The organism is Streptomyces chisholmiae (genome assembly GCF_031845445.1).
GTDB lineage: Bacteria > Actinomycetota > Actinomycetes > Streptomycetales > Streptomycetaceae > Streptomyces > Streptomyces chisholmiae.
Window position 1 is genome coordinate 56,850 of sequence record NZ_JAVREO010000002.1, and the last position, 22,504, is coordinate 79,353.

The following is a 22,504-nucleotide window of genomic DNA, read 5'->3' on the forward strand; positions in this document are numbered from 1 at the left end:
GGCCGGCTACAGCACCTTGCCCGGGTTGAGGATGCCGGTCGGGTCGAAGACCCGCCGCACCGCCCGCTGCAACTCCACGCCGACCGGGCCCAGTTCCCGGGCCAGCCAGTCCCGCTTCAGCACCCCGACCCCGTGCTCGCCGGTGATGGTGCCGCCCAGCTCCAGACCGAGCGCCATGATGGCGTCGAACGAGGCGCGCGCCCTGGCCGTCTCGTCCGGGTCGCCCGCGTCGAAGCAGACCGTGGGGTGCGCGTTGCCGTCACCGGCGTGCGCCACCACGCCGATGGTCAGCCGGTACCGCTCCGCGATGGCGGCGACCCCGTCGATCAGCGCGGCCAGCCGGTCGCGCGGCACGCAGACGTCGTCGATCATCGTGGTGCCGGTGACCGCCTCCAGCGCCGGCAGCGTCGCCCGCCGGGCGGCGAGCAGCAGCTCCGACTCGGCCGGGTCGTCGGCCGGCACCACCTCGGTGGCGCCGGCGGCGCGGCACAGCTCGGCGACCGCCGCCAGCTCGTCGGCCGGCTCCGGGGTGTCGAAGGCGGCCAGCAGCAGCGCCCGGGTGGACTCCGGCAGCCCCATCCTGGTCAGCCGGTTGACCGCGCGGACGCTGGTGCCGTCCATCAGCTCCAGCAGCGACGGCGTGTGGCCGGCCGCCATGATCCGGGCCACCGCGTCCCCGGCCGCCGCGGCCGAGCCGAACTCGGCGGCCAGCACCAGCTGCCGGGGCGGCGCCGGGCGCAGCGCCAGCACGGCCCGGACCACCACGCCCAGGGTGCCCTCGGCGCCCACGAAGAGCCGGGTCAGGTCGTAGCCCGCGACACCCTTGGCGGTGCGCCGCCCGGTGCGCAGCAGCCGTCCGTCGGCCAGCACCACGTCCAGGCCCAGCACGTACTCCGCGGTCACCCCGTACTTGACGCAGCACAGCCCGCCGGAGCCGGTGCCGATGTTGCCGCCGATCGTGCACTGCTCCCAACTCGACGGGTCCGGTGGGTAGCTGAGCCCGTGTTCGGCGACCGCCCGGGAGAGGACGGCGTTGACCACGCCGGGCTCCACCACCGCGATCCGGTTCACCGGGTCGATCTCCAGCACCCGGTCCATCCGCAGCAGCGAGAGCAGCACGCAGCCGTCGATCGCGTTGGCCGCGCCGGACAGCCCGGTGCGGGCGCCCTGCGGCACCACCGGCACGGCCAGCGCGTGGCAGATCCGCAGCACCGCCCGGACCTCGTCGACGGTGCGCGGCAGCACCACGGCGGCGGCCTCGCCGGCCGGGCAGAAGCTGGCCATGTCGTGCGTGTAGGAGGCGGTCACGTCGGGGTCGGTCAGTACGGCGTCGGCAGGCAGCGCCGCCAGCAGCCGCGCCACCAGGGGGTTCTCGTCGACTGAGGTCTCATCCGCGGTACCCATGCCGGCAGCTTGGCAGCTCGGCGCGGGAAATCCCATGCCCGGGAGGCGGGACCGTGCCAGGCTGCCCCGCATGACCACCGACGAAGCGCCGTACCAGCGGCACCTGATCACCCACGCCGAGCACCCGATCGCCGCGCCTTTGAGCGAGGAGTCGGTGGCCGCGCTGCTGCGGCGGGCGCTGGCCGACCGGGCCGGTCCCGTCCGGCTGTTGGACCTGGGCTGCGGCCAGGCCGCCTGGCCGCTGCGGGCGCTGGCGGCCCACCCGACGGCCACCGCCGTCGGCGTCGACCTGGACCCGGGCGGGCTGGCGCACGCCGCGGCCGAGGCGGCCCGGCTGGGCGTCGCCGACCGGCTGACCCTGGTCACCGGCGACGCCGCCGCGTTCGCGGCCGAGGCGGCGCACGGCGCCTTCGACGTGGTGCTCTCGGTGGGCGCCACGCACGCCTTCGGCGGGCTGGCGGCGACGCTGGCCGGCGCCGTGGCACGGCTGGCCCCCGGCGGCCGGCTGGTGCTGGGGGAGTGCTTCTGGGAACGGGAGCCGACGCCGGCGGCGCTGACCGCGCTGGGCGCGGAGCCCGCGGACTTCACCGACCTGGCCGGCCTGGTGGCGCGGTGTGTCGAGGCCGGCCTGACCCCGGTGCACGGCCGGGTCTCCACCCTCGACGAGTGGGACGACTACGAGTGGTGCTGGACCGGCTCGCTGGCCGGCTGGGCGCTGGACCACCCCGAGCACCCGAAGGCCGCCGAGGCGGCGGCGACGGCGGCCGAGCACCGCGCCGGCTGGCTCGGCGGCTACCGGGGCGTGCTCGGCTTCGCCACCCTGGTGCTGCGCGGCTGACCCGTCGGGTCAGCCGCGCGGCGTTGTGCGGCGTCGTGCGGCGCTCAGAAGCGGCGGGTGATCAGGGCCCGCTTGACCTCCTGGATGGCCTTGGTCACCTCGATCCCGCGCGGGCAGGCGTCGGTGCAGTTGAACGTGGTGCGGCAACGCCACACGCCGTCCTTGTCGTTGAGCACCTCGAGCCGCTGCTCGCCACCCTCGTCACGGGAGTCGAAGATGAAGCGGTGCGCGTTGACGATGGCCGCCGGGCCGAAGTACTGCCCGTCGTTCCAGAACACCGGGCAGGAGGAGGTGCAGGCCGCGCAGAGGATGCACTTGGTGGTGTCGTCGAACCGCTCGCGGTCCGCCGAGGACTGCAGCCGCTCGCGGGTCGGCTCGTTCCCCGTGGTGATCAGGAACGGCATCACGTCCCGGTAGGCCTGGAAGAACGGCTCCATGTCCACCACCAGGTCCTTGAGGACCGTCATGCCCTTGATCGGCTCGACCAGGATCGGCTTGGTGGCGACCGAGCCCTCGATGGTGGTGATGTCCTTGATCAGCGTCTTGCAGGCCAGCCGGTTCTTGCCGTTGATCCGCATCGCGTCCGAGCCGCAGATCCCGTGGGCGCAGGAGCGGCGGAAGGTCAGCGTGCCGTCCTCGTGCCACTTGATCTGGTGCAGCGCGTCGAGCACCCGCTCCTTGGGGTCGATCGCGATCTCGAAGTCCTGCCAGGCCACCTCGGCGGAGACCTCCGGGTTGAACCGGCGGATCCGGAAGGTGACGGTGACCAGGTGGTCGTTGGCCGCCGCCGGGGCGGCGTCCTTCTCCAAAGTCGGGGTAGCCATCAGTACTTACGCTCCATCGGCTGGTAGCGGGTGACGACGACCGGCTTGTAGTCCAGCCGGATCGACTCGTTGCCCTCGGCGTCCACCTCGCGGTAGGCCATGGTGTGCCGCATGAAGTTGACGTCGTCGCGGTTGGGGTAGTCCTCGCGGTAGTGGCCGCCCCTGGACTCCTTGCGGGCCAGCGCCGAGACCACCAGCACCTCGGCCAGCTCCAGCAGGTTGCCCAGCTCCAGGGCCTCCAGCAGGTCGGTGTTGAAGCGCCGGCCCTTGTCCTGCACGGAGACGTCCCGGTAGCGGCGGCGCAGCGCCGTCACCTCCTCCAGGGCCTCCTTGAGCGTCTGCTCGGTGCGGAAGACCATGGCGTTCTTGTCCATCGTCTCCTGCAGCGCGGCCCTGATGTCGGTGACCCGCTCGCTGCCGGTGGCGTCGCGCATCCGCTCCACCTCGTCGGCGACGAACTTCGCCGGGTCCTCCGGCAGGTCGACGAAGTCGGCGGTCGCCGCGTACTCGGCGGCGGCGATGCCGGCCCGCCGGCCGAACACGTTGATGTCCAGCAGGGAGTTGGTGCCCAGCCGGTTGGCGCCGTGCACCGAGACGCAGGCGACCTCGCCGGCCGCGTAGAGCCCTGGCACCACGTCGGTGTTGTTGGCCAGCACCTCGCCGAGCACGTTGGTCGGCATGCCACCCATCGCGTAGTGCGCGGTCGGCTGGATCGGGATCGGGTCGGTGTACGGCTCGATGCCCAGGTAGGTGCGGGCGAACTCGGTGATGTCCGGCAGCTTGGCGTCCAGCTGCTCCGGCGGCAGGTGGGTCAGGTCCAGGTAGACGTGGTCTCCGTCGGGGCCACAGCCGCGGCCCTCGCGGATCTCGGTGTAGATCGAGCGGGAGACCACGTCCCGGGAGGCCAGGTCCTTCATGACGGGCGCGTACTTCTCCATGAAGCGCTCGCCGTCCTTGTTCCGCAGGATGCCGCCCTCGCCGCGCGCGCCCTCGGTGAGCAGGATGCCCATCTTCCAGATGCCGGTCGGGTGGAACTGGAAGAACTCCATGTCCTCCAGCGGCAGCCCGCGCCGGAAGGCGGCGGCCTGGCCGTCCCCGGTCAGGGTGTGCGCGTTGGAGGTCACCTTGTAGAACTTGCCGTTGCCGCCGGAGGCGAAGACGACCGCCTTCGCCTGGAAGACGTGCAGCTCGCCGGTGGCCAGCTCGTAGGCCACCACGCCGGCGGTGCGCTTCTCCCCGTCCACCTCGTTGAGGAGCAGGTCCAGCACGTAGAACTCGTTGTAGAACTCCACGCCCTCCTTGACGCAGTTCTGGTACAGCGTCTGGAGGATCATGTGGCCGGTGCGGTCCGCCGCGTAGCAGGAGCGGCGCACCGGGGCCTCGCCGTGGTTGCGGCTGTGGCCGCCGAACCGCCGCTGGTCGATCCGCCCCTCGGGGGTGCGGTTGAAGGGGAGGCCCATCTTCTCCAGGTCGAGCACGGAGTCGATGGCCTCCTTGGCCAGGATCTCCGCGGCGTCCTGGTCCACCAGGTAGTCGCCACCCTTGATGGTGTCAAAGGTGTGCCACTCCCAGTTGTCCTCCTCGACGTTGGCCAGCGCGGCGGCCATGCCGCCCTGCGCCGCGCCGGTGTGCGAGCGGGTGGGGTAGAGCTTGGTGAGCACCGCGGTGCGGCTGCGCTTGGTGGCCTCGATGGCCGCGCGCATCCCGGCGCCACCGGCGCCCACGATCACGGTGTCGTACTTGTGGATCTGCATGGTCGAATGCCTCGTCAGCCCCGGTGCGTCAGCGGATGTTCGGGTCGAAGGTGAAGATCACCAGGGTGCCCAGCAGCACGGTGAAGACCGTCGCCGTGTACAGCAGCATCTTCAGCCAGAAGCGGGTTCCGTCCCGCTGGGCGTAGTCGTTGATGATCGTCCGGAGCCCGTTGGCGCCGTGCAGCATGGCGAGCCAGAGCATGATCAGGTCCCAGGCCATCCAGAACGGGGAGGCCCAGCGGCCGGCGACGAACGCGAAGCTGACCTTGCTCACCCCGCCGTCCAGTACCAGCTGGATCAGCAGGTGGCCGATGACCAGCACCACCAGGACGATGCCGGACAGCCGCATGAAGATCCAGCCGTACAACTCGAAGTTGGTACGGGTGGCCCTGGGCGTCTTCGCCGTCCTGGCGCGCGGCGGGTCGATGAGCGGTGCCGGGTTGTCGGGGCTGACGCCCTCGTCGGTGGCACGCGCGGAACTCACAGCACTCATGGTGATCTAGCTCCCGAACACTTCGCGGACGGCGTGGCCCAGCACCGGGTAGGCGGCGCCGGCCATCAGCACCAGCCACAGCCCCACCACGGTCCAGAGCATCTGGCGCTGGTAGCGGGTGCCCTTGGCCCAGAAGTCGACGGCCACCACCCGCAGGCCGTTCAGCGCGTGGAACAGCACCGCGGCGACCAGCCCGTACTCCATCACGGCCACGAGGGGCGTCTTGTACACCGCGATGGTGTCGTCGTATGCCTCGGGAGAGACACGGACCAACGCGGTGTCCAGCACATGGACGAACAGGAAGAAGAAGATGAGGACACCGGTGACGCGGTGCGCCACCCATGACCACATGCCTTCCCGGCCGCGGTACAACGTTCCTGCCGGCACGGAAGAACCCTTCACACGCGAATCACGTCGGGCCTGCCGGCAGATCCGGTTTCTCGGGACGGTCGGTCGGCCCGGCCGGGTACGGTCCACCGGCCGGGCACATGGTATCGACGTGTTTCGGCTGGCTTGCTCCCGGGGGCCGCGAGGGCGATAAATCCGGCATCCCTGTCATCCGTTTGCCAGCTGATGACCAGCGGTTACCTTCAGAATATGCGACAAGCGCCCTGGCGAATATTCGCACTGGCCGGCGCGGCTGCGGTGATCGCCGTGGCCCTGCTGCTGACAGTCACCAACCCGACCGGCGACCCCCAGGACTCCAGCGCCCGGCAACCCCGCGGCGCCGGCGAGTCCCCCATCGCGGAGTCCCCCGCGACCCCGCTGCCCACCGGGCCGAGCGAGGCGCCCCAGACGGTGCCGGCGGTCCGCTCCTTCGAACCGGCCCCGGGACCCGGCTGGGCCCCGGCCGACTCCACCCGGGTGGTGACCGACCCGGACGGACCGCTGACCGACGAGGCCGACCGACTCGCCGACGAGCTCTCGGCCGACCGGGCCGACGACGACCCAGGGCCCGGCGACATAGAGCTGGTGCTGGACGAGGACGCCGACACCGGCCGGGAGGGCTACCGGCTGGTCACCGAGGACCAGCGGGTCACCATCACCGCCGCCGACCAGGCCGGCGCGTTCTACGGCACGGTCACCCTCGGCCAAGCGGTGCGCGGCCAGGGCGGCATCGCCCAGGGCACCGTCGAGGACCGGCCGGACCGGCCACAGCGGGGCTTCAGCCTGGACACCGCCCGCAAGTCCTTCGACGCCGACTGGATCGAGCAGCGGCTGCACGAGATGGCCCAGCTCAAGCTCAACCAGTTCCAGCTGCACTTCAGCGACGACCAGGGCTTCCGGGTCGAGAGCGAGTCCCACCCCGAGGTGGTCTCCGACGACCACCTCACCAAGGACGAGGTGCGCGACATCATCCGACTGGCCCAGTCGCTGCACATCGATGTCATCCCGGAGATCGACTCGCCCGGCCACCTCGGCGCGGTGCTGGCGGCCCACCCGGACCTCCAGCTGCACGCCTCCGACGGCAGCGCGACGTCCGGCGCCATCGACATCTCCGACCCCGAGGCCGCGGAGATCGTGGACGACCTGCTGCGCGAGTACGCCGACCTCTTCCCCAGCGACTACCTGCACCTGGGCGGCGACGAGTACGCGGCGCTGTACAAGTCCGACCCGGAGGCCTCCTACCCGGACCTGGCCGCGGCGGCCAGGGAGCGGTTCGGCGACGACGCCACCGTGACCGACCTGGCCACCGGCTGGCTCAACGACCGGGCCGACACCGCCCGCGACGCGGGCAAGACGCCGCAGGTGTGGAACGACGGGATGCACGCCGGCGGCGAGGCCCAGCCGGACCAGGACCGCGAGGTCACCTACTGGACCGGCCGGGAGCTGGGCGCCCGGGAGCCGGTGGAGTACCTGGAGGGCGGCTGGCCGCTGGTCAACATGAACTCCGAGTACCTCTACTACGTGCTGGGCGAGCCCAATGAGTTCACCTATCCGACGGGTGAGCGGATCTACGACGAGTGGACCCCGGACGTGGTGCGGGGCAGCGAGCCGGTGCCCGAGGAGTTCGCGAACGCCGAGCACGTGCTCGGCGGCCGGTTCGCCGTCTGGTGCGACCTGGCGGACGCGCAGACCCAGCAGGAGGTCGCCGAGGGGATCGTGAACCCGCTGCGGGCGGTCGCCCAGAAGCTCTGGGACCCGGCCGAACCCGAGCTGGACTGGGGCCAGTTCGTCGAGCTGGCCGACCGGGTGACCGGCTGATCCCGGCGCCGCTGATCCCGGCGCCCTGGCCCCGGCCGCTCCTGGCGGGGGGTCAGGGCGCCGGCTCGTCCGGGCCGGTGGCCGGGTCGGCGTCCGGGTCGGCGGCCGGTGGTCGGCCCCGGCGGGCCGGCGGGCGTGCCTCGGCCGGCATCCGGCCGGCCTCGCGCAGCGCCCGGCGGATCAGGAAGTCGATCTGGGCGTTGGTGCTGCGCAGCTCGTCGGCGGCCCAGCGGGCCAACGCCGCGTGCACCGTGGGGTCCAGACGCAGCAGCACCTGCTTGCGCGTGCCGCGGGCGGGGCGGTCCGTCACTGGTAGAGCGTCCCGGTGTTCAGCACGGGGTGCGGTGCCCGGTCCCCGCAGAGCACGACCAGCAGGTTGGAGACCATCGCGGCCTTGCGGTCCTCGTCGAGGTCCACCAGGTCGAGTTCGGTGATCCGGCTCAGGGCCGCCTCCACCATGCCGCAGGCGCCCTCGACGATGGTCTCCCGGGCGGCGACCACGGCGCCGGCCTGCTGCCGCTGCAACATGGCCGAGGCGATCTCCGGCGCGTAGGCGAGGTGGGTGAAGCGGGACTCCACGATCCGCACGCCGGCCGCGCTGACCCGGGTGGTCAGCTCGGCGGAGAGCGTCTCGTTGATCTCCTCCGCGTTGCCGCGCAGCGAGAGCACCGCGTCGTCCGGCGCGTCGTAGGGGTACTCGATGGCGATGTGCCGCACCGCCGACTCGGTCTGGGTGGCCACGAACTCCACGAAGTCGTCGACCTCGAAGCTGGCCTGCGCGGTGTCCCGCACCTGCCAGACGATGACGGCGGCCAGCTCGATCGGGTTGCCGTGCGCGTCGTTGACCTTGAGCACCGGGGTCTCGTGGTTGCGGACCCGGGTGGAGATCTTGGCGCGGGTGGTCAGCGGGTTGACCCAACGCAGCCCGTCCGTGCGGATCGTGCCGACGTAGCGGCCGAAGAACTGCACCACCCTGGCCTCGCCGGGCGCCACCATGTTGAGCCCGCTCATCATGAACAGCGCCGTGAGGAAGGCCAGTGTGCCGCCCACGATCGCGGTCGCCCCCCAGCCGGCCTGGCCGTTGTTGGCCAACACGATGCCGCCCACCAGGACGCCCGCGCTGAGCAGTGTGCCGAGGAAGGTCAGCAGCAGGGCCAGCCCGCCGGGCACGCAGCGTGCCGCCACCTCCCGGATCGAGGGGGCGGTCGGCCCGGCCGGCTCGGTGGCGGGCGGGGTTTCGGTGGTCTCGCTCTGCGGCATGGCGGCTGCTCCTTCGACGACGGGGGGTGAGAGGAGCGTCACAACCCCCCTCTAGCAAAGTGCTATCACTTTAATCCGACCGCAGGCACGCTGAAAAGCCCCTGCCGCGCGCGGAGTTGCCCGTCAGGTCGACCGGACGCCCGCGAGGGGCGTGAGAGAAGGGGGAGAACGGGGACGTGCCGGGGGGAAGCCGTGAGGAAGTCGTGCGCGTGGGTGCGCGTCGGCCCCGGGCTGGGCAACGCCCAGGTGAAGGCAGTGACAGCCGGGGCCGCCACCCCCCACAGGAGAGACCCCGGCTGTCCGCCGGACACGCTGCCCACAAAGGGCAGGTCCGTACCTCTCTCTGCGTTGCGGACGTGGTTTCCGTTACCGCGCCGATACGGCCGGATGCGCCATGGACGATGTCGCCGGCAACGCGTAGCGTTCAGTGGCGAAGGACAGACAGTGACCACCGCTGGGACGAGTGCGGCGAGGGGCCGCAAAGGGGGCGGGAGTGCAGGGGGCAGACTGCGAGTTGACCGAGGCGGTGCGCGCCGCCCAGGGGGGCGACGAGGTCGCGTTCCGTGCGGTCTTCCGCGCCGTGCATCCACGGTTACTCGGCTACGTGCGCACCATCGTCGCCGAGATGGACGCCGAGGACGTCACGGCCGAGGCGTGGCTCCACATATCGCGTGACCTCGGGCGCTTCGAGGGGGACGCGGACCGGTTCCGCGGCTGGGCCTCCCGGATCGCGCGCAACCGGGCGCTGGACCACCTCAGGGCGTGCGGCCGGCGGCCCCGCGAGTGCGGCACCGACGAGACGGCGCTGGTGGACCTCCCGTCGTCCGCCGACACGGCCGAGGAGGCCATCGCGGCGCTCGGCACCAGCCGGACGATGCGGCTGGTCGCCGAGCTGCCCAGGGAGCAGGCCGGCGCGGTCGTGCTGCGCACCCTCTTCGGGCTCGACGCCAAGCGCGCCGCCCTGCTGCTCGGCTCCCGGCCCGGCGCCGTCCGCACCGCCAACCACCGGGGGCTGCGCCGGCTGGCGCAGCTGGTCGACCACTCCGATGGCCCCCGTCCGCTGGGGCGAGTAACGCAAACGCGGGCTACGGCGCAGTAAGAAGCAGGCCGACTGGTCATCGGCCGACAGGGGTTCACCCGGAGGTCCCCCCCGTACCTCAGGGAGCCCCAGGCGCGGGTGGGGCGGTTTTCCCCCAGCCCCGCCCGCGCCGCTTCCACCTCCGCACAGCCCTCCCGCCCGGGATCCCCGGTGCGGGCCTTTTTCTTTTCCGGCCGGTGACGACCCACATTCCCGTTCATCGAAAACCTGGCTCCGGCCCGTTCGTCGGCGCTTTTCCGGGCCCCGGGAAACGCGCCCGACGCGTACAGGTGAACAGCATGCGGAAATTGGGGCCCAGAAAGGTGAACAACAGCATCGTCGCAGGTGAACGGCGCTGTTCCCGAGGTGAGTTCGGGTTTCTGTGTCGTGCTGTTAACTGGTTGTTGTGACTGAGTTGGCCCGGCACTCGAAACGGCTGCCTAATGTTCAGAACGTGCCCGATTCATCCCCCACCAAGCCCCGCGTGGCCGTGCTGGCGGATTCCGACACCCGGTGGAAATGGGGCGCCCTCACGGCGCTTCGGATAGCCCCGGAGTCGGCCGTCCACGGCTATCTCCTGTGGGGCCGCGCCACGCCCACGGCGCGACAGCTCGCCGAAGTGGGGGCCGAGGCCCACGAACTGACCGAGATCAACGCGGTGGACTTCCTCGCCGAGCAGGGCCGCCGCGCCACCGGCGAGGACCAGGCCCTGCCCCCGTTCGACGTGCTGGTGCTGGCCTGCGTCGGCGGCACCACCCAGGCCATGCTGCACGGCCTCGCCCGGGTCTGGGAGGGCGTGACCCGCCGCCCCGTCGTGGTCACCGGCTACGTCGGAGTGGTCTACGAGAAGCTCTCCGACGGACTGCTGCTCCGGCACGGCGCCGACCTGGTGCTCGCCAACAGCCCCTACGACGTCCGCCGGTTCCGCGAGACCTACGACGGGGTCGGCGCCGGCGGCGGCTCCGTCACCCCGTGCGCGCTGCCGTTCCTCGGCGGCACCCGCTACGACCCCGGCCCCGCCGAGCGCGGCGAGCGGCCCACCCGGGTCGTCTTCGCCGTGCAGCCCTCGGTGCCCGAGTCCCGAGCGGAGCGCGCCTACCTGCTGGAACGCGCCATGGCGCACGCCCGGCGGCACCCCGAGCGTGAGGTGGTGCTCAAGCTGCGCAGCAAGCCGAGCGAACACACCACCCACATCGAGGAACTGCCCTACCAGCGGCTCGCCGAGCGCGCCAAGGACGCGCGACCGGCCAACTTCTCGCTGGCCTACGGCAACATGGGCGAGGTCCTGGACACCACCGACCTGCTGGTGACCGTCAGCTCCACGGCCGCCCTGGAGTCGCTGGAGCGCTCCATACCGACGGCCGTCCTCACCGACCTCGGCGTCCGCGAACCGCTGGGCAACCACTACTTCATCGGCTCCGGCTGCCTCGCCTCGTGGGACGAGATCGACGACGGCCTGCTGCCGACTCCCGACCCCGACTGGCTCGCCGACCAGGGCATCACCCGCGGCGAGCAGAGCGTGGCCAGCGGCTTCGCCGCCGCCCGCGAGCGCCTCGCGCTCCAGCTGGAACAGCGCCGGCTGGCCGGCCTGCCCCCGCTGTCCCCCTACTACACGCCGCGTACCGCGCCCGGCTACCTGCCGAGGCTGCTCGCCCGGCACGGCCTCGACCCCAAGGGCGAGCCGCTGGCCGACCAGCCGTCCGCCGCCGGCGCGGCCGGACTCCGCGGCGCCTCCCGGAAGTTGCTGCGCCGCACCGCCCGCGGCGCCTACCGCGCCGGCGCCCAGCGGGTCGCCCCGCTGATCCGCCGCTGGGGGCAGCTGTGAACGTCCACCTCTCGGTCACCGCACCGAGCCGATCACAACGAAGGCGTGAGCCATGAGCACAGTGCTGGCCGTGATTCCCGCGCGCGGGGGCTCCAAGGGGGTGCCCGGCAAGAACCTCGCGCCCGTGGGGGACGCCCCGTTGATCACCCGCGCCGTGCGGGAGTGCCGGGCGGCCCGGCTGCTGACCTCCGTGGTGGTCTCCACCGACGACCCCGGCATCGCCACCGCCGCGCACGCGGCCGGCGCCGAGGTGATCGAGCGGCCGGAGGACATCTCCAGCGACACCGCGACCAGCGAGGCCGCCGTGCTGCACGCCATGGGCGTGTACGAGGAGCGGCACCGGGTGCGGGTCGACGTGGTGCTGCTGATCCAGTGCACCAGCCCGTTCATCAGCCGCGAGGAGATCGACGGGGTCGCCGCCGCCGTGCTGGACGGCGCCGACACCGCGCTCACCGTCGCCCCGTTCCACGGCTACGTCTGGCGGGAGGCCGCCGCCACCGGCGGCCAGGGCGTCAACCACGACAAGGCCTACCGGCCGCGGCGCCAGGACCGGCCGCAGGACCTGCTGGAGACCGGCGCCGCCTACGCGATGCGGGCCGACGGCTTCCGCGCCGAGCGGCACCGGTTCTTCGGCCGCACCGAGCTGGTGCGCGCCGACCCGGCGCGGGTGCTGGAGATCGACGACCCGCACGACCTGGCCCGCGCCCGCGCGCTGGCGCCGCTGCTGGACGGTGGGCGGAACGCGATAGCCACCGGCTCCGCCGGCGACCTCGACGGCTTCGCGCGCTTCCCCCACTTCCCCGACTACCTGCCCACCCGCGCCGACGTGGACGCGGTGGTGCTCGACTTCGACGGCACCCAGACCGACGACCGGGTGCTCGTTGACTCCGACGGACGGGAGACCGTCTCGGTCCACCGCGGTGACGGGCTCGGCATCGCCGCGCTGCGCCGCGCCGGGATGCCCCTGCTGATCCTGTCCACGGAGGAGAACCCGGTGGTCGCCGCCCGGGCCCGCAAGCTGCGGGTCCCGGTCATGCACGGCGTCGACCGGAAGGACCTCGCGCTCAAGCAGTGGTGTGAGGAAGCAGGAATCGCCCCGGAGCGCGTGCTCTACGCGGGCAACGACGTCAACGACCTGCCGTGCTTCCACCTGGTCGGCTGGCCGGTGGCCGTCGCCAGCGCCCATGACGTCGTGCGCTCCGCCGCCCGCGCGGTCACCTCCGCGCCGGGCGGGGCGGGCGCGGTCCGCGAGATCGCCTCGTGGCTCCTCGGAAAGGAACTGACAGCATCATGACCGCAGGAAACCGGCTCCGTCAGCTCGGCGACCGCATCGTGGGCCCGGGCCGCCCCGTCTACATCACGGGCGAGATCGGCATCAACCACAACGGCGACCTGGAGAACGCCTTCGCGCTGATCGACGCCGCCGCCGAGGCCGGCTGCGACGCCGTGAAGTTCCAGAAGCGCACCCCCGAGATCTGCACCCCGCGCGACCAGTGGGAGATCGAGCGGGACACCCCCTGGGGCCGGATGACGTACATCGACTACCGGCACCGGGTCGAGTTCGGCGCCGACGAGTACCGGGCGATCAACGAGTACTGCGTCAAGCGCGGGCTGCACTGGTTCGCCTCCCCCTGGGACACCGAGGCCGTGAGGTTCCTGGAGGACTTCGACGTGCCCGCCTACAAGGTGGCCTCCGCCTCGCTCACCGACGACGAGCTGCTGCGGGCGCTGCGCGCCACCGGCCGAACCGTGATCCTGTCCACCGGGATGTCGACCCCGCAGCAGATCCGGCACGCGGTCGAGGTGCTGGGCAGCGAGAACATCCTGCTCTGCCACGCCACCTCCACCTACCCGGCCAAGGCCGAGGAGCTCAACCTGCGGGTGATCCACACCCTCCAGGCCGAGTACCCCAACGTGCCGATCGGCTACTCAGGACACGAGACCGGGCTCCAGACGACGCTGGCCGCCGTCGCGCTCGGCGCCGTCTTCGTCGAGCGGCACATCACCCTGGACCGCGCCATGTGGGGCTCGGACCAGGCCGCCTCGGTCGAGCCGCAGGGTCTGGCCCGGCTGGTGCGGGACATCCGGATCATCGAGGAGTCCCTGGGTGACGGTGTCAAGCGGGTCTACGACAGCGAGCTGGGCCCGATGAAGAAGCTGCGCCGGGTGCGGGGCGTGGTCGCCGAGCGCGGCACGGACGCCCCCGAGCCGGCCTCGGTCTGAGACCGGTCACGCCGGCGCCCGCGGCGCCGGCCCCACCGCCGCGCCGCGCCACCACGCGGCGGCCGGGAACGCGGAGCGTTACGGGAATCCGGACGGAGAGGTCCATGAGGGAGTCCGAGGCCGAGACACTGGCCTTCGCCGAGAGCCCGGTCCAGCTGCTCAACATTCTGGAGTGGGCCAGTGCCACCGAGACCGGCGACTGCGCGGTGGTGGTGCTGCCCCCGAGGGACCCGACCACCCGAGGTCAGCTGCGCCGGATGGCGCGGCTGGCCCGGGAGTCCGGCTACCACGTCCGCTGGCAGGAGGCGCGCGGCGGCGCCGGCGCGCCGCCGCGGGCGCTGGCCGCGCTGGCCGGGCCGCTGCGCCGGGCCCGCCGGCTGGTGGTGGGGGACCCGTTCTCCCGCTACCTCCAGCTGCTGCTCTCGCTGAGCAGCCCGCGGTCGGTCGTGGTGGTGGACGACGGCACGGCGACCATGGAGTTCGTCTCGCAGCTCGCCAAGGGGGAACGGCTGGTGCGCTGGCACCGGCCGGCGGCCCGGGGGGCGGCCGCGATGCTCTTCGCGCCGGTCGCCCGGCGGGCCGTGCACCGGCTGCGGCCGGGCCGGGACCGGGCGGTGGAGGTGTTCACCGCGATGCCGGTGCCCCCGCTGGAGGGCATCACGATCACCGAGAACGACTTCCCCTGGACCCGGCGGCACTTCGGCGACCCCCGGGTCACCCGGGGCGCCGACCTGGTGGGCACCTCGCTGGTGGAGACCGGGGTGCTCCGGGAGGACCGCTATCTGACGGCCGTCGCCGACCTGGCCAGGGAGCACGGGGTGGCCCGGTACTGGGCGCACCGGCGGGAGAGCGCGGAGAAGCTCCGCCGGCTCGGCGAGCACGCCGGGGTGGAGGTGGTCAGGCCCGACCTCCCGCTGGAACTGGTCGCCCGGCGCGGCCCGATCGGCGACACCATCCTGAGCTTCCCCTCCACCGTGGTGCACACCCTGCCCCGGGTGCTGGCCGACACCCGGGTGCGGGTGCTGGTCTGCGACCTGGCCGAGGGCTGGTTCACCGACCGGGTCACGGCCCGGGCCAGTGGCTTCCTCTCCTCGGTCACCAGCACCGCGCGGGGCACCCACGGCCTGGTCTCGCTGCCGGCGCCACAGTCCTGAAACCCGCCCCCCACCACGACCGTGCCCGCGCCCGCGACCCTTCCGCGCCGTCCGCCCCCGTCGCCCCCGCTGCCCCCGTCGCCCCGTTCGTCACACCGACAACTTCGGCCAAGATCAGGGCAATCACGAGCAAGCGTGGATAAGAGAGCACTCATACCCAGTCGGGAGTCGACTCAACCCGCGTCGATCGATTCGGTTGTGTGAACTTTGCTTGATCAACGGTCCACGCGGCGCTGATCGGGGCTAATCTCGGTCAGGTGAGTGATCTGCTGTCTCCGGAGTCCACCCCCACAACGCTCGATGACGCGCTGCGTGCGGAGTTGATCGCCTTCCGTCGTGACCTGCATCGACACCCCGAGCTGGGGAACCAGGAAGTGCGTACGACGGCCGTCGTCAAGGACCGCCTGGAACGGGCCGGTCTGGCCCCCCGCGTTCTTGACACCGGCACCGGACTGGTCTGTGACGTACGGCCTGCGGGTGCCGAAGGCGAACTGCTCGGGCTGCGCGCCGACATCGACGCCCTGCCGATCCCCGACACCAAGACCGTCCCCTACCGCTCCACCATCCCTGGCCGGGCGCACGCCTGCGGGCACGACGTGCACACCACGGTGGTGCTGGGCGCCGGCCTGGTGCTGGCCAGGCTGGCCGCCGAGGGGCGGCTGCGGCGGCCGGTGCGGCTGATCTTCCAGCCGGCCGAGGAGGTGCTGCCCGGCGGCGCGCCGGACGCCATCGAGTCCGGGGTGCTCCAGGGCGTCGGCCGGATGCTGGCGCTGCACTGCGACCCCAAGGTCGAGGCCGGCCGGATCGGCCTGCGCACCGGGGCGATCACCTCGGCCTGCGACCGGATCGAGATCCGGCTCGACGGCCCCGGCGGGCACACCGCCCGCCCGCAGTTCACCACCGACCTGGTCACCGCGGCGGCGAAGGTCGCCACCGAGGTGCCGGCGCTGCTCGCCCGCCGGGTCGACACCCGGGCCGGGCTGGCCGTCACCTGGGGCCGGCTGACCACCGGGCACGCGCCCAACGTCATCCCGCAGACCGCCGAGCTGTCCGGCACGATGCGCTGCCTCGACCTGGACACCTGGCGGCTGGCCCCCGACCTGGTGCACGCCGCGGTGGACGAGGTGGCCACCCAGTGGCGCGCCAAGTGCGAGCTGCGGTACATCCGGGGCGTGCCCCCGGTGGTCAACGACCCGTCCTCCACCGCGCTGCTCGCGGAGGCCATGACCGCCAGGTTCGGCGCCGACCGGGTGGAGTCCACCGAGCAGTCCCTGGGCGGCGAGGACTTCTCCTGGTACCTGGAGCAGGTGCCGGGCGCGATGGCCCGGCTCGGGGTGCGCCCCCGGGGGGACAGCTCGGCGGCCCCACGGGACATCCACCAGGGCGACTTCGACGTGGACGAGCACGCCATCTCGGTCGGGGTGGACCTGCTCACCGCAGCGGCGCTGCTGGGCTGAGAGCGAGGCGGGCGGAGACATGGGCGGGTGGGGCCGAACGAGTGACATCGGACACCCGCCCATGTTGCGTCCACGTTGCCTTAACACCGATCTGATAACGGGCTGAACGCATGGCTGCCACCCGGTTCTACGCGCGTTACGATCGGCCCAACAGCGCCGTAAGAGGCGCTTTCAGAGTGAAGGGACAGGCCTCTTGCGCCGCGTATCAAGGTTCGCAGCAACGGTCGCCCTCGCCGCGACGCTGGCCCTGACCGCCAGCGCCTGCGGGGAGAGCTCGACCGAGTCCAACGACAACGAGGGGGACAAGGGCCCCGGCATCGCCTTCGACGTCGGTGGCCGTGACGACCACTCGTTCAACGAGGCCGCCGCCGTCGGCGCCGACCGCGCCGGCGAGGCCCTGGGTATCACCCCCGAGTACCAGACCGCCCGCAACAACGAGACCAACGCGGACCGCGTCCAGCGGCTGACCTCGATGGCCAACGAGGGCTTCAACCCGGTGATCGGCGTGGGCTACCTCTACGACGCCGCCATCCGCGAGGTCGCGCCCGAGTTCCCCGACACCACCTTCGGCGTGGTGGACGCCGCCCCCGAGGGCGACAACATCTACGGCATGGTCTTCGCCGAGCACGAGGTCTCCTACCTCGCCGGCGTGGCGGCCGCGCTGAAGAGCGAGACCGGTCGGGTCGGCTTCATCGGCGGTGTGGACAACCCGCTGATCCAGAAGTTCGAGGCCGGCTTCGTCCAGGGCGTCACCGAGACCAACCCGGACATCGAGGTCGAGGTCGACTACCTCTACGCCGACGACGACCGGGGCTTCAACGACCCGGCCCGGGCCAGCGAGAAGGCCAACGCCATGCTCGGCCGGGACGTCGACGTCATCTACACCGCCGCCGGCTCCTCCGGCACCGGCGCGATCGAGCAGGTCGCCGGCGTCGAGGGCGCCTGGGCGATCGGCGTGGACTCCGACCAGTACCAGCAGCCCGGCCTGGCCGAGTACCAGGACTCGATCCTGACCTCCGGCGTCAAGCGGGTCGACGTGGCCGTCGAGGACCTGATCACCGCCGTCCACAACGGCGAGGCCCCGTCCGGCGTGCACGAGTACACGCTGGCCGAGGAGGGCGTGGAGCTGTCCACCTCCGGCGGGTTCATCGACGACATCCAGGCGGAGATCGACGCCGCCGCGGAGCGGATCGTCGGCGGCGAGATCACCGTCAACGACACTCCGTAACGCACCAGGGCCCCTCGGGGTCCGTCCGGCAGCGGCCTCGCGCCCGCGCCGCGCGCCCCACCCCGGGGCGCACGGCGCGGGCGCCGGCGGGTGTCCTCCGTGGTCGCGGCCCCCGCGCCACCGCCGTCCCCCCACGCGGTACCGTCTGCCCCACCCGTCCCGCCCGGCCACCGCAGGGCTTCGCTCCTTCGTTCCCGAGGAGAGTGCGTCATCCCAGCCTCCAGCAGTCCGCCCCCGGCCGCCGAGGACGCCGGCTCCGCCGACGTCCCCGCGGTGGTCCTGCGCGGCATCACCAAACGCTTCCCCGGCGTGGTCGCCAACCACGACATCGACATCACCGTCCGGCGCGGAACCGTGCACGCCCTGGTCGGGGAGAACGGTGCGGGCAAGTCGACCCTGATGAAGATCCTCTACGGGATGCAGCGTCCCGACGAGGGCACCATCACCATCGACGGGCAGCAGGTCTCCTTCAAGGGCCCGTCCGATGCCATCGCCCGCGGCATCGGCATGGTGCACCAGCACTTCATGCTGGCCGACAACCTCACCGTGCTGGAGAACATCGTGCTGGGCGCCGAGAAGGCGCACGGCATCGGCGCCGGCGCGCGGCGCCGGATCGCCGAACTCTCCGAGGCCTACGGGCTGAGCGTCCGGCCCGACGTGCTGGTCGAGGACATCGGGGTCGCCGACCGGCAGCGGGTCGAGATCATCAAGGTCCTCTACCGGGGCGCCCGCACCCTGATCCTGGACGAGCCCACCGCGGTGCTGGTGCCGCAGGAGGTGGACGCGCTCTTCGACAACCTCCGCGACCTGACCGCCGAGGGCCTCACCGTCCTGTTCATCTCGCACAAGCTTGGCGAGGTGCTCTCCGTCGCCGACGACATCACGGTGATCCGGCGCGGCACCACCGTGGGCACCGTGGTGCCGGCGGAGACCAACCCCAAGCAGCTCGCCGAGCTGATGGTCGGCAGCGAACTGCCCACCCCGGCCACCCGCGAGTCCACCGTCACGGACGAGCCCATGCTCACCGTCGCCGGGCTGCACCTCTCCGGTGTCGACTCGGACGGCCTGCGCCGCGAGGTGCTCGCGGACATCGACTTCACCATCCACCGCGGGGAGGTGCTGGGCATCGCCGGGGTGGAGGGCAACGGGCAGGCCGAACTCGTCGAGGCCGTGATGGGCATCCGCACCCCGGACGGCGGCACCATCACCCTGGACGGCGAGGAGATCTCCGCCGCCCCGACCCGGCACCGCCGGCAGTCCGGCATCGGCTACGTGCCGGAGGACCGGCACCGGCACGGGCTGCTGCTCGACGCCCCGCTCTGGGAGAACCGGATGCTGGGTCACGTCACCGAGCCGCCCAACTCGCGCGGCCCCTGGCTGACCGCCAAGGAGGCCAAGGCCGACACCCGGCGGATCGTCGAGGAGTACGACGTCCGCACCCCGGGCATCGAGGTCACCGCCGGCTCGCTCTCCGGCGGCAACCAGCAGAAGCTGATCGTCGGCCGGGAGATGAGCCACCAGCCGAAGGTGCTGATCGCCGCGCACCCCACCCGGGGCGTGGACGTCGGCGCCCAGGCGCAGATCTGGGACGAGATCCGGCGGGCCCGGCACGAGGGGCTGGCCGTGCTGCTGATCTCGGCCGACCTGGACGAGCTGATCGGGCTCTCCGACAGTCTGCGGGTGATGTACCGGGGCCGGCTGGTCGCGGACGCCGACCCCGCCACCATCACTCCCGAGGAGCTGGGCACCGCCATGACCGGTACCGCCAGCGGCCACCTGACGGCCCGGGCCGGCGAGCCGGCCGCCCCCGAGGCCCCCGACGCGGCCGGGGCCCCCGACGCCGGGACCTCCGACCCCGCCGACCCCGAGGGAGGTGACCGGTGAAGACCCCCGGCTTCCTGACCGAACAGCGCCGTGAACGCCTGGTGTTGGGCGGCGCCGCCCCGCTGCTCGCCCTGGCCACCGCGGTCCTCATCACCTCGCTGGTGATGGGCGTGACGGGCGACAACCCGTTCACCGCCTTCTCCGTGATGTTCGACTTCGGCATCAAGAGCGACAGCCAGGTCTGGATCATCAACAAGGCGATCCCGTACTACCTGTCGGCGGTGGCCGTCGCCATCGGTTTCCGGATGAACCTCTTCAACATCGGGGTGGACGGCCAGTACCGGGTCGCCGCGTTCTTCGCCGCCGTGGTCGGCGGAGCGCTGAGCCTGCCGGGCTTCCTCCAGATCCCGGTGATCCTGCTGGTCGCGATGGTCTGCGGCGGCATCTGGGCCGGCATCGCCGGCTACCTCAAGGCGACCCGGGGCGTCAGCGAGGTGATCACCACCATCATGCTGAACTTCATCGCCGGCTCGCTCATCGCCTACTTCCTCAAGGAAGGCAGGCTGGCCGAGCGCGAGGGCAACATCGTGCACACCCCGGACATCCCGGAGTCCAGTCACTTTTTCTCCTTCTCCACCAGCGTGCAGCCCATCCACGGGACGGTGCTGATCGCCGTGCTGGTCGCGGTGGCCTATTGGTTCGTGCTCAGCCGGACCCGGTTCGGCTTCGACCTGCGCGCGGTCGGCCGCTCCGAGTCGGCGGCCGAGGCCAGCGGCGTCAGCGTGTCCCGCACCGTGGTCACCGCGATGCTGCTCTCGGGCGCGGTCGCCGGGCTGGTCGGCATGCCCACACTGCTGAACGAGTCGGGCAACTACGGCAACGACTTCCCCGAGGGGCTCGGCTTCACCGGCATCGCCATCGCCCTGCTCGGCCGCAACCACGCCATCGGCATGGGCTTCGCGGCGCTGCTCTGGGCCTTCCTGGAACGGACCGGTACCCAGCTGGAGTTCGAGGGATTCGACCAGGAGATCGTCGGCGTGATGCAGGGCATCATCGTCCTCTCCGTGGTGGTCGCCTACGAACTGGTGCGCCGCTGGGGCGTCCGCCGGCAGCAACGTCTGGTCGGCGAGAAGCTCGCCCAGGCGCGTAAGAGCGACAACGACCCGGCGGAGGTGTCCGCGTGACCACCACCCTGAACACCCTCGCGGAACGGGTCCGCCCCCGCGGCCCGGTGGAGGGCGGCCGGCGTCGCCTGACCTATCCCAAGGCGCTGCTGCTGGTCGCCGGCGCGCTGCTGCTGCTCTCCCTGGTGCGGTTGATTACCGACGAGAACAGCCTCACCGGCACCGCCCAGTGGGTCTCGGCCATGACCTTCGCGGTGCCCATCGGGCTGGCCGGCCTTGGCGGGCTGTGGGCCGAACGCGCGGGCGTGATCAACATCGGCCTTGAGGGCATGATGATGCTCGGCCTCTTCGCCGCCGGCTGGATCGGTTGGCAGCACGGGCCCTGGGCGGCGGTCGCCGCCGGCATCGTGGGCGGCGCCCTGGGCGGACTGCTGCACGCGGTCGCCACCGTCACCTTCGGCGTGGACCACATCGTCTCCGGTGTGGCGATCAACATCCTGGCCCTGGGCGTCGTGCAGTTCCTCGCGAAGCAATGGTTCGGCGCCGAGGGCAGCGAGGCCGCGGCGGCCGGCGGCAACGACAAGCAGTCGCCGCCGATGGAGCGGATAGAGCCGTTCAGCGTGCCGGGGATCTCCGACTGGCTGGGCGACCTGGCGGACCAGCGTTGGTTCCTGATCTCCGACGCGGCTGGCGTGCTGCGGGCTGCGGTGCACAACGTCTCCTGGCTGACCGTGGTGGCGGTGCTGCTCTTCATCGGGACCTACGTGCTGTTGTGGCGCACGTCCTTCGGGCTGCGGCTTCGCTCCTGCGGCGAGAACCCGCAGGCCACCGAGTCCCTCGGGGTGAACGTCTACTTCTACAAGTACGTGGCGCTGGCGGTCTCCGGCGGCCTCGCCGGGCTGGGCGGCGCCTACCTCGCCGTGTTGATCCGGATGTACCAGGACGGCCAGACCGGTGGGCGCGGCTATCTGGGCCTGGCCACCATGATCTTCGGTAACTGGCGGCCCGGCGGGGTCGCCGCGGGCGCCGGCCTCTTCGGCTTCATGGACGCCCTCCAGACCCGGGGCGGCGGCGCGGTCGTCCACGCCACGCTGCTGCTCTTCGCGCTGGTCCTGCTGGGCGTCGCGATCTGGCAGTTCCTCCGGGGCCGGAAGGTGGTGGCGGCGGCACTGGCCGGCACCGCGGTGCTCCTGTGGGCCTGGTACGCGGCCACCGACACCATGCCTCTGGAGCTGGTCACCGCGAGCCCGTACCTGACTACGCTGCTCGTGCTGACCCTGTTCGCCCAACGCCTGAGAACACCACGCGCGGTGGGCCAGTCATATCGACGAGGAGCGGATAGTTGACGACCCCGACGGAGGAGGGCGCGCCCGACTGGGCGGCGCTGCGCGCGGCGGCCCGGGACGCCAGGACCCGGGCCTACGCCCCCTACTCCCACTACCCGGTGGGTGCCGCGGCCCTCGTGGACGACGGCCGTCTGGTCACCGGCTGCAACGTGGAGAACGCCTCCTACGGGCTCGGCCTGTGCGCCGAGTGCGGCCTGGTCTCCTCGTTGCACGCCACGGGCGGCGGCCGGCTCACCCACTTCACCTGCTGCAACGGGGCGGACGAGATCATCACGCCCTGCGGTCGTTGCCGGCAGCTGCTGATGGAGCACGGCGGTCCCGAGCTGCTCATCGACCTGCCGGACGGCCCGCGCCCGTTGGCCGAGCTGCTCCCCGACGCCTGGCACCTCGACCGCGCCTGACCGCCGGAGCCCCGCGGCTCCACCCTGTCCACCGGCCCAACTCACCAGCACGGATGCGCAACTGAC

At 72.1% G+C, this 22,504-nt stretch carries 20 protein-coding genes; 13 read left to right on the plus strand and 7 right to left on the minus strand.

Annotated elements, in window-relative coordinates:
• Window positions 1-6: 6 nt before the first annotated feature.
• Window positions 7-1,404 (minus strand): FAD-binding oxidoreductase, encoded by a 1,398-nt coding sequence (locus RM844_RS03115; protein WP_311664459.1) that lies wholly within the window; start codon window positions 1,402-1,404, stop codon window positions 7-9.
• 70 nt (window positions 1,405-1,474) lie between these two features.
• On the opposite strand from RM844_RS03115, the gene RM844_RS03120 reads away from it, so the two are divergent.
• Window positions 1,475-2,242, plus strand: a complete 768-nt coding sequence (locus RM844_RS03120) for an SAM-dependent methyltransferase (protein WP_311664461.1) — start codon at window positions 1,475-1,477, stop codon at window positions 2,240-2,242.
• Between the two features lie 44 nt (window positions 2,243-2,286).
• Here RM844_RS03120 and RM844_RS03125 read toward each other — a convergent pair whose 3' ends face one another.
• Genes RM844_RS03125 through sdhC form a run of 4 tightly spaced genes read right to left on the minus strand, consistent with a single transcriptional unit; the run spans window position 2,287 to window position 5,700 of the window.
• Window positions 2,287-3,066, minus strand: a complete 780-nt coding sequence (locus tag RM844_RS03125; protein WP_311664463.1) for a succinate dehydrogenase iron-sulfur subunit — start codon at window positions 3,064-3,066, stop codon at window positions 2,287-2,289.
• A complete protein-coding gene (gene sdhA, locus RM844_RS03130) occupies window positions 3,066-4,820 on the minus strand; it encodes a succinate dehydrogenase flavoprotein subunit (RefSeq protein ID WP_311664465.1) in 1,755 nt (584 codons plus the stop codon). Before sdhA ends, RM844_RS03125 begins: the two co-directional genes overlap by 1 nt.
• A 28-nt stretch (window positions 4,821-4,848) precedes the next feature.
• On the minus strand, window positions 4,849-5,313 hold the full coding sequence (locus RM844_RS03135; protein ID WP_311664467.1) for a succinate dehydrogenase hydrophobic membrane anchor subunit: 465 nt from the start codon (window positions 5,311-5,313) through the stop codon (window positions 4,849-4,851).
• A gap of 6 nt (window positions 5,314-5,319) precedes the next feature.
• Window positions 5,320-5,700: a succinate dehydrogenase, cytochrome b556 subunit gene (sdhC, locus tag RM844_RS03140; RefSeq protein WP_311664469.1), complete on the minus strand. Its 381-nt coding sequence runs from the start codon at window positions 5,698-5,700 to the stop codon at window positions 5,320-5,322.
• A 210-nt stretch (window positions 5,701-5,910) separates the two neighbouring features.
• Between sdhC and RM844_RS03145 the strand changes: the two genes are divergently transcribed.
• On the plus strand, window positions 5,911-7,518 hold the full coding sequence (locus RM844_RS03145; RefSeq protein ID WP_311664471.1) for a family 20 glycosylhydrolase: 1,608 nt from the start codon (window positions 5,911-5,913) through the stop codon (window positions 7,516-7,518).
• Between the two features lie 52 nt (window positions 7,519-7,570).
• On the opposite strand, the gene RM844_RS03150 is transcribed toward RM844_RS03145, so the two are convergent.
• Together RM844_RS03150 and RM844_RS03155 are read right to left on the minus strand one after the other, a co-directional pair.
• On the minus strand, window positions 7,571-7,828 hold the full coding sequence (locus RM844_RS03150; protein ID WP_311664473.1) for a hypothetical protein: 258 nt from the start codon (window positions 7,826-7,828) through the stop codon (window positions 7,571-7,573).
• On the minus strand, window positions 7,825-8,778 hold the full coding sequence (locus RM844_RS03155; protein ID WP_311664475.1) for an SPFH domain-containing protein: 954 nt from the start codon (window positions 8,776-8,778) through the stop codon (window positions 7,825-7,827). The genes RM844_RS03150 and RM844_RS03155 overlap by 4 nt, the downstream gene beginning before the upstream one ends.
• Window positions 8,779-9,271: 493 nt before the next feature.
• Between RM844_RS03155 and RM844_RS03160 the strand changes: the two genes are divergently transcribed.
• From RM844_RS03160 to RM844_RS03210, 11 genes are all read left to right on the plus strand, one after another.
• Complete coding sequence (locus RM844_RS03160) at window positions 9,272-9,877, plus strand: RNA polymerase sigma factor (protein WP_311664477.1); 606 nt, start codon at window positions 9,272-9,274, stop codon at window positions 9,875-9,877.
• Between the two features lie 433 nt (window positions 9,878-10,310).
• Window positions 10,311-11,681: a DUF6716 putative glycosyltransferase gene (locus RM844_RS03165; RefSeq protein ID WP_311664479.1), complete on the plus strand. Its 1,371-nt coding sequence runs from the start codon at window positions 10,311-10,313 to the stop codon at window positions 11,679-11,681.
• A 52-nt stretch (window positions 11,682-11,733) separates the two neighbouring features.
• Entirely contained in the window at window positions 11,734-12,975 is a 1,242-nt protein-coding gene (locus tag RM844_RS03170; protein WP_311664481.1) for an acylneuraminate cytidylyltransferase, read from the plus strand.
• Window positions 12,972-13,904 carry an N-acetylneuraminate synthase family protein gene (locus RM844_RS03175; protein WP_311664482.1) on the plus strand — a complete coding sequence of 311 codons (933 nt, stop codon included), beginning with the start codon at window positions 12,972-12,974 and terminating at the stop codon, window positions 13,902-13,904. Before RM844_RS03170 ends, RM844_RS03175 begins: the two co-directional genes overlap by 4 nt.
• A 104-nt stretch (window positions 13,905-14,008) precedes the next feature.
• Entirely contained in the window at window positions 14,009-15,058 is a 1,050-nt protein-coding gene (locus RM844_RS03180) for a hypothetical protein (protein WP_311664484.1), read from the plus strand.
• A 257-nt stretch (window positions 15,059-15,315) separates the two neighbouring features.
• Entirely contained in the window at window positions 15,316-16,515 is a 1,200-nt protein-coding gene (locus tag RM844_RS03185; RefSeq protein ID WP_311664486.1) for an amidohydrolase, read from the plus strand.
• 193 nt (window positions 16,516-16,708) lie between these two features.
• On the plus strand, window positions 16,709-17,743 hold the full coding sequence (locus RM844_RS03190; protein WP_311664488.1) for a BMP family lipoprotein: 1,035 nt from the start codon (window positions 16,709-16,711) through the stop codon (window positions 17,741-17,743).
• A 273-nt stretch (window positions 17,744-18,016) separates the two neighbouring features.
• A complete protein-coding gene (locus tag RM844_RS03195; protein WP_311664490.1) occupies window positions 18,017-19,627 on the plus strand; it encodes an ABC transporter ATP-binding protein in 1,611 nt (536 codons plus the stop codon).
• Window positions 19,624-20,751 (plus strand): ABC transporter permease, encoded by a 1,128-nt coding sequence (locus RM844_RS03200; protein ID WP_311664492.1) that lies wholly within the window; start codon window positions 19,624-19,626, stop codon window positions 20,749-20,751. The genes RM844_RS03195 and RM844_RS03200 overlap by 4 nt, the downstream gene beginning before the upstream one ends.
• Complete coding sequence (locus RM844_RS03205) at window positions 20,748-22,037, plus strand: ABC transporter permease (protein ID WP_311664494.1); 1,290 nt, start codon at window positions 20,748-20,750, stop codon at window positions 22,035-22,037. The genes RM844_RS03200 and RM844_RS03205 overlap by 4 nt, the downstream gene beginning before the upstream one ends.
• Window positions 22,034-22,438, plus strand: a complete 405-nt coding sequence (locus RM844_RS03210) for a cytidine deaminase (RefSeq protein WP_311664496.1) — start codon at window positions 22,034-22,036, stop codon at window positions 22,436-22,438. The genes RM844_RS03205 and RM844_RS03210 overlap by 4 nt, the downstream gene beginning before the upstream one ends.
• Window positions 22,439-22,504: the final 66 nt, after the last annotated feature.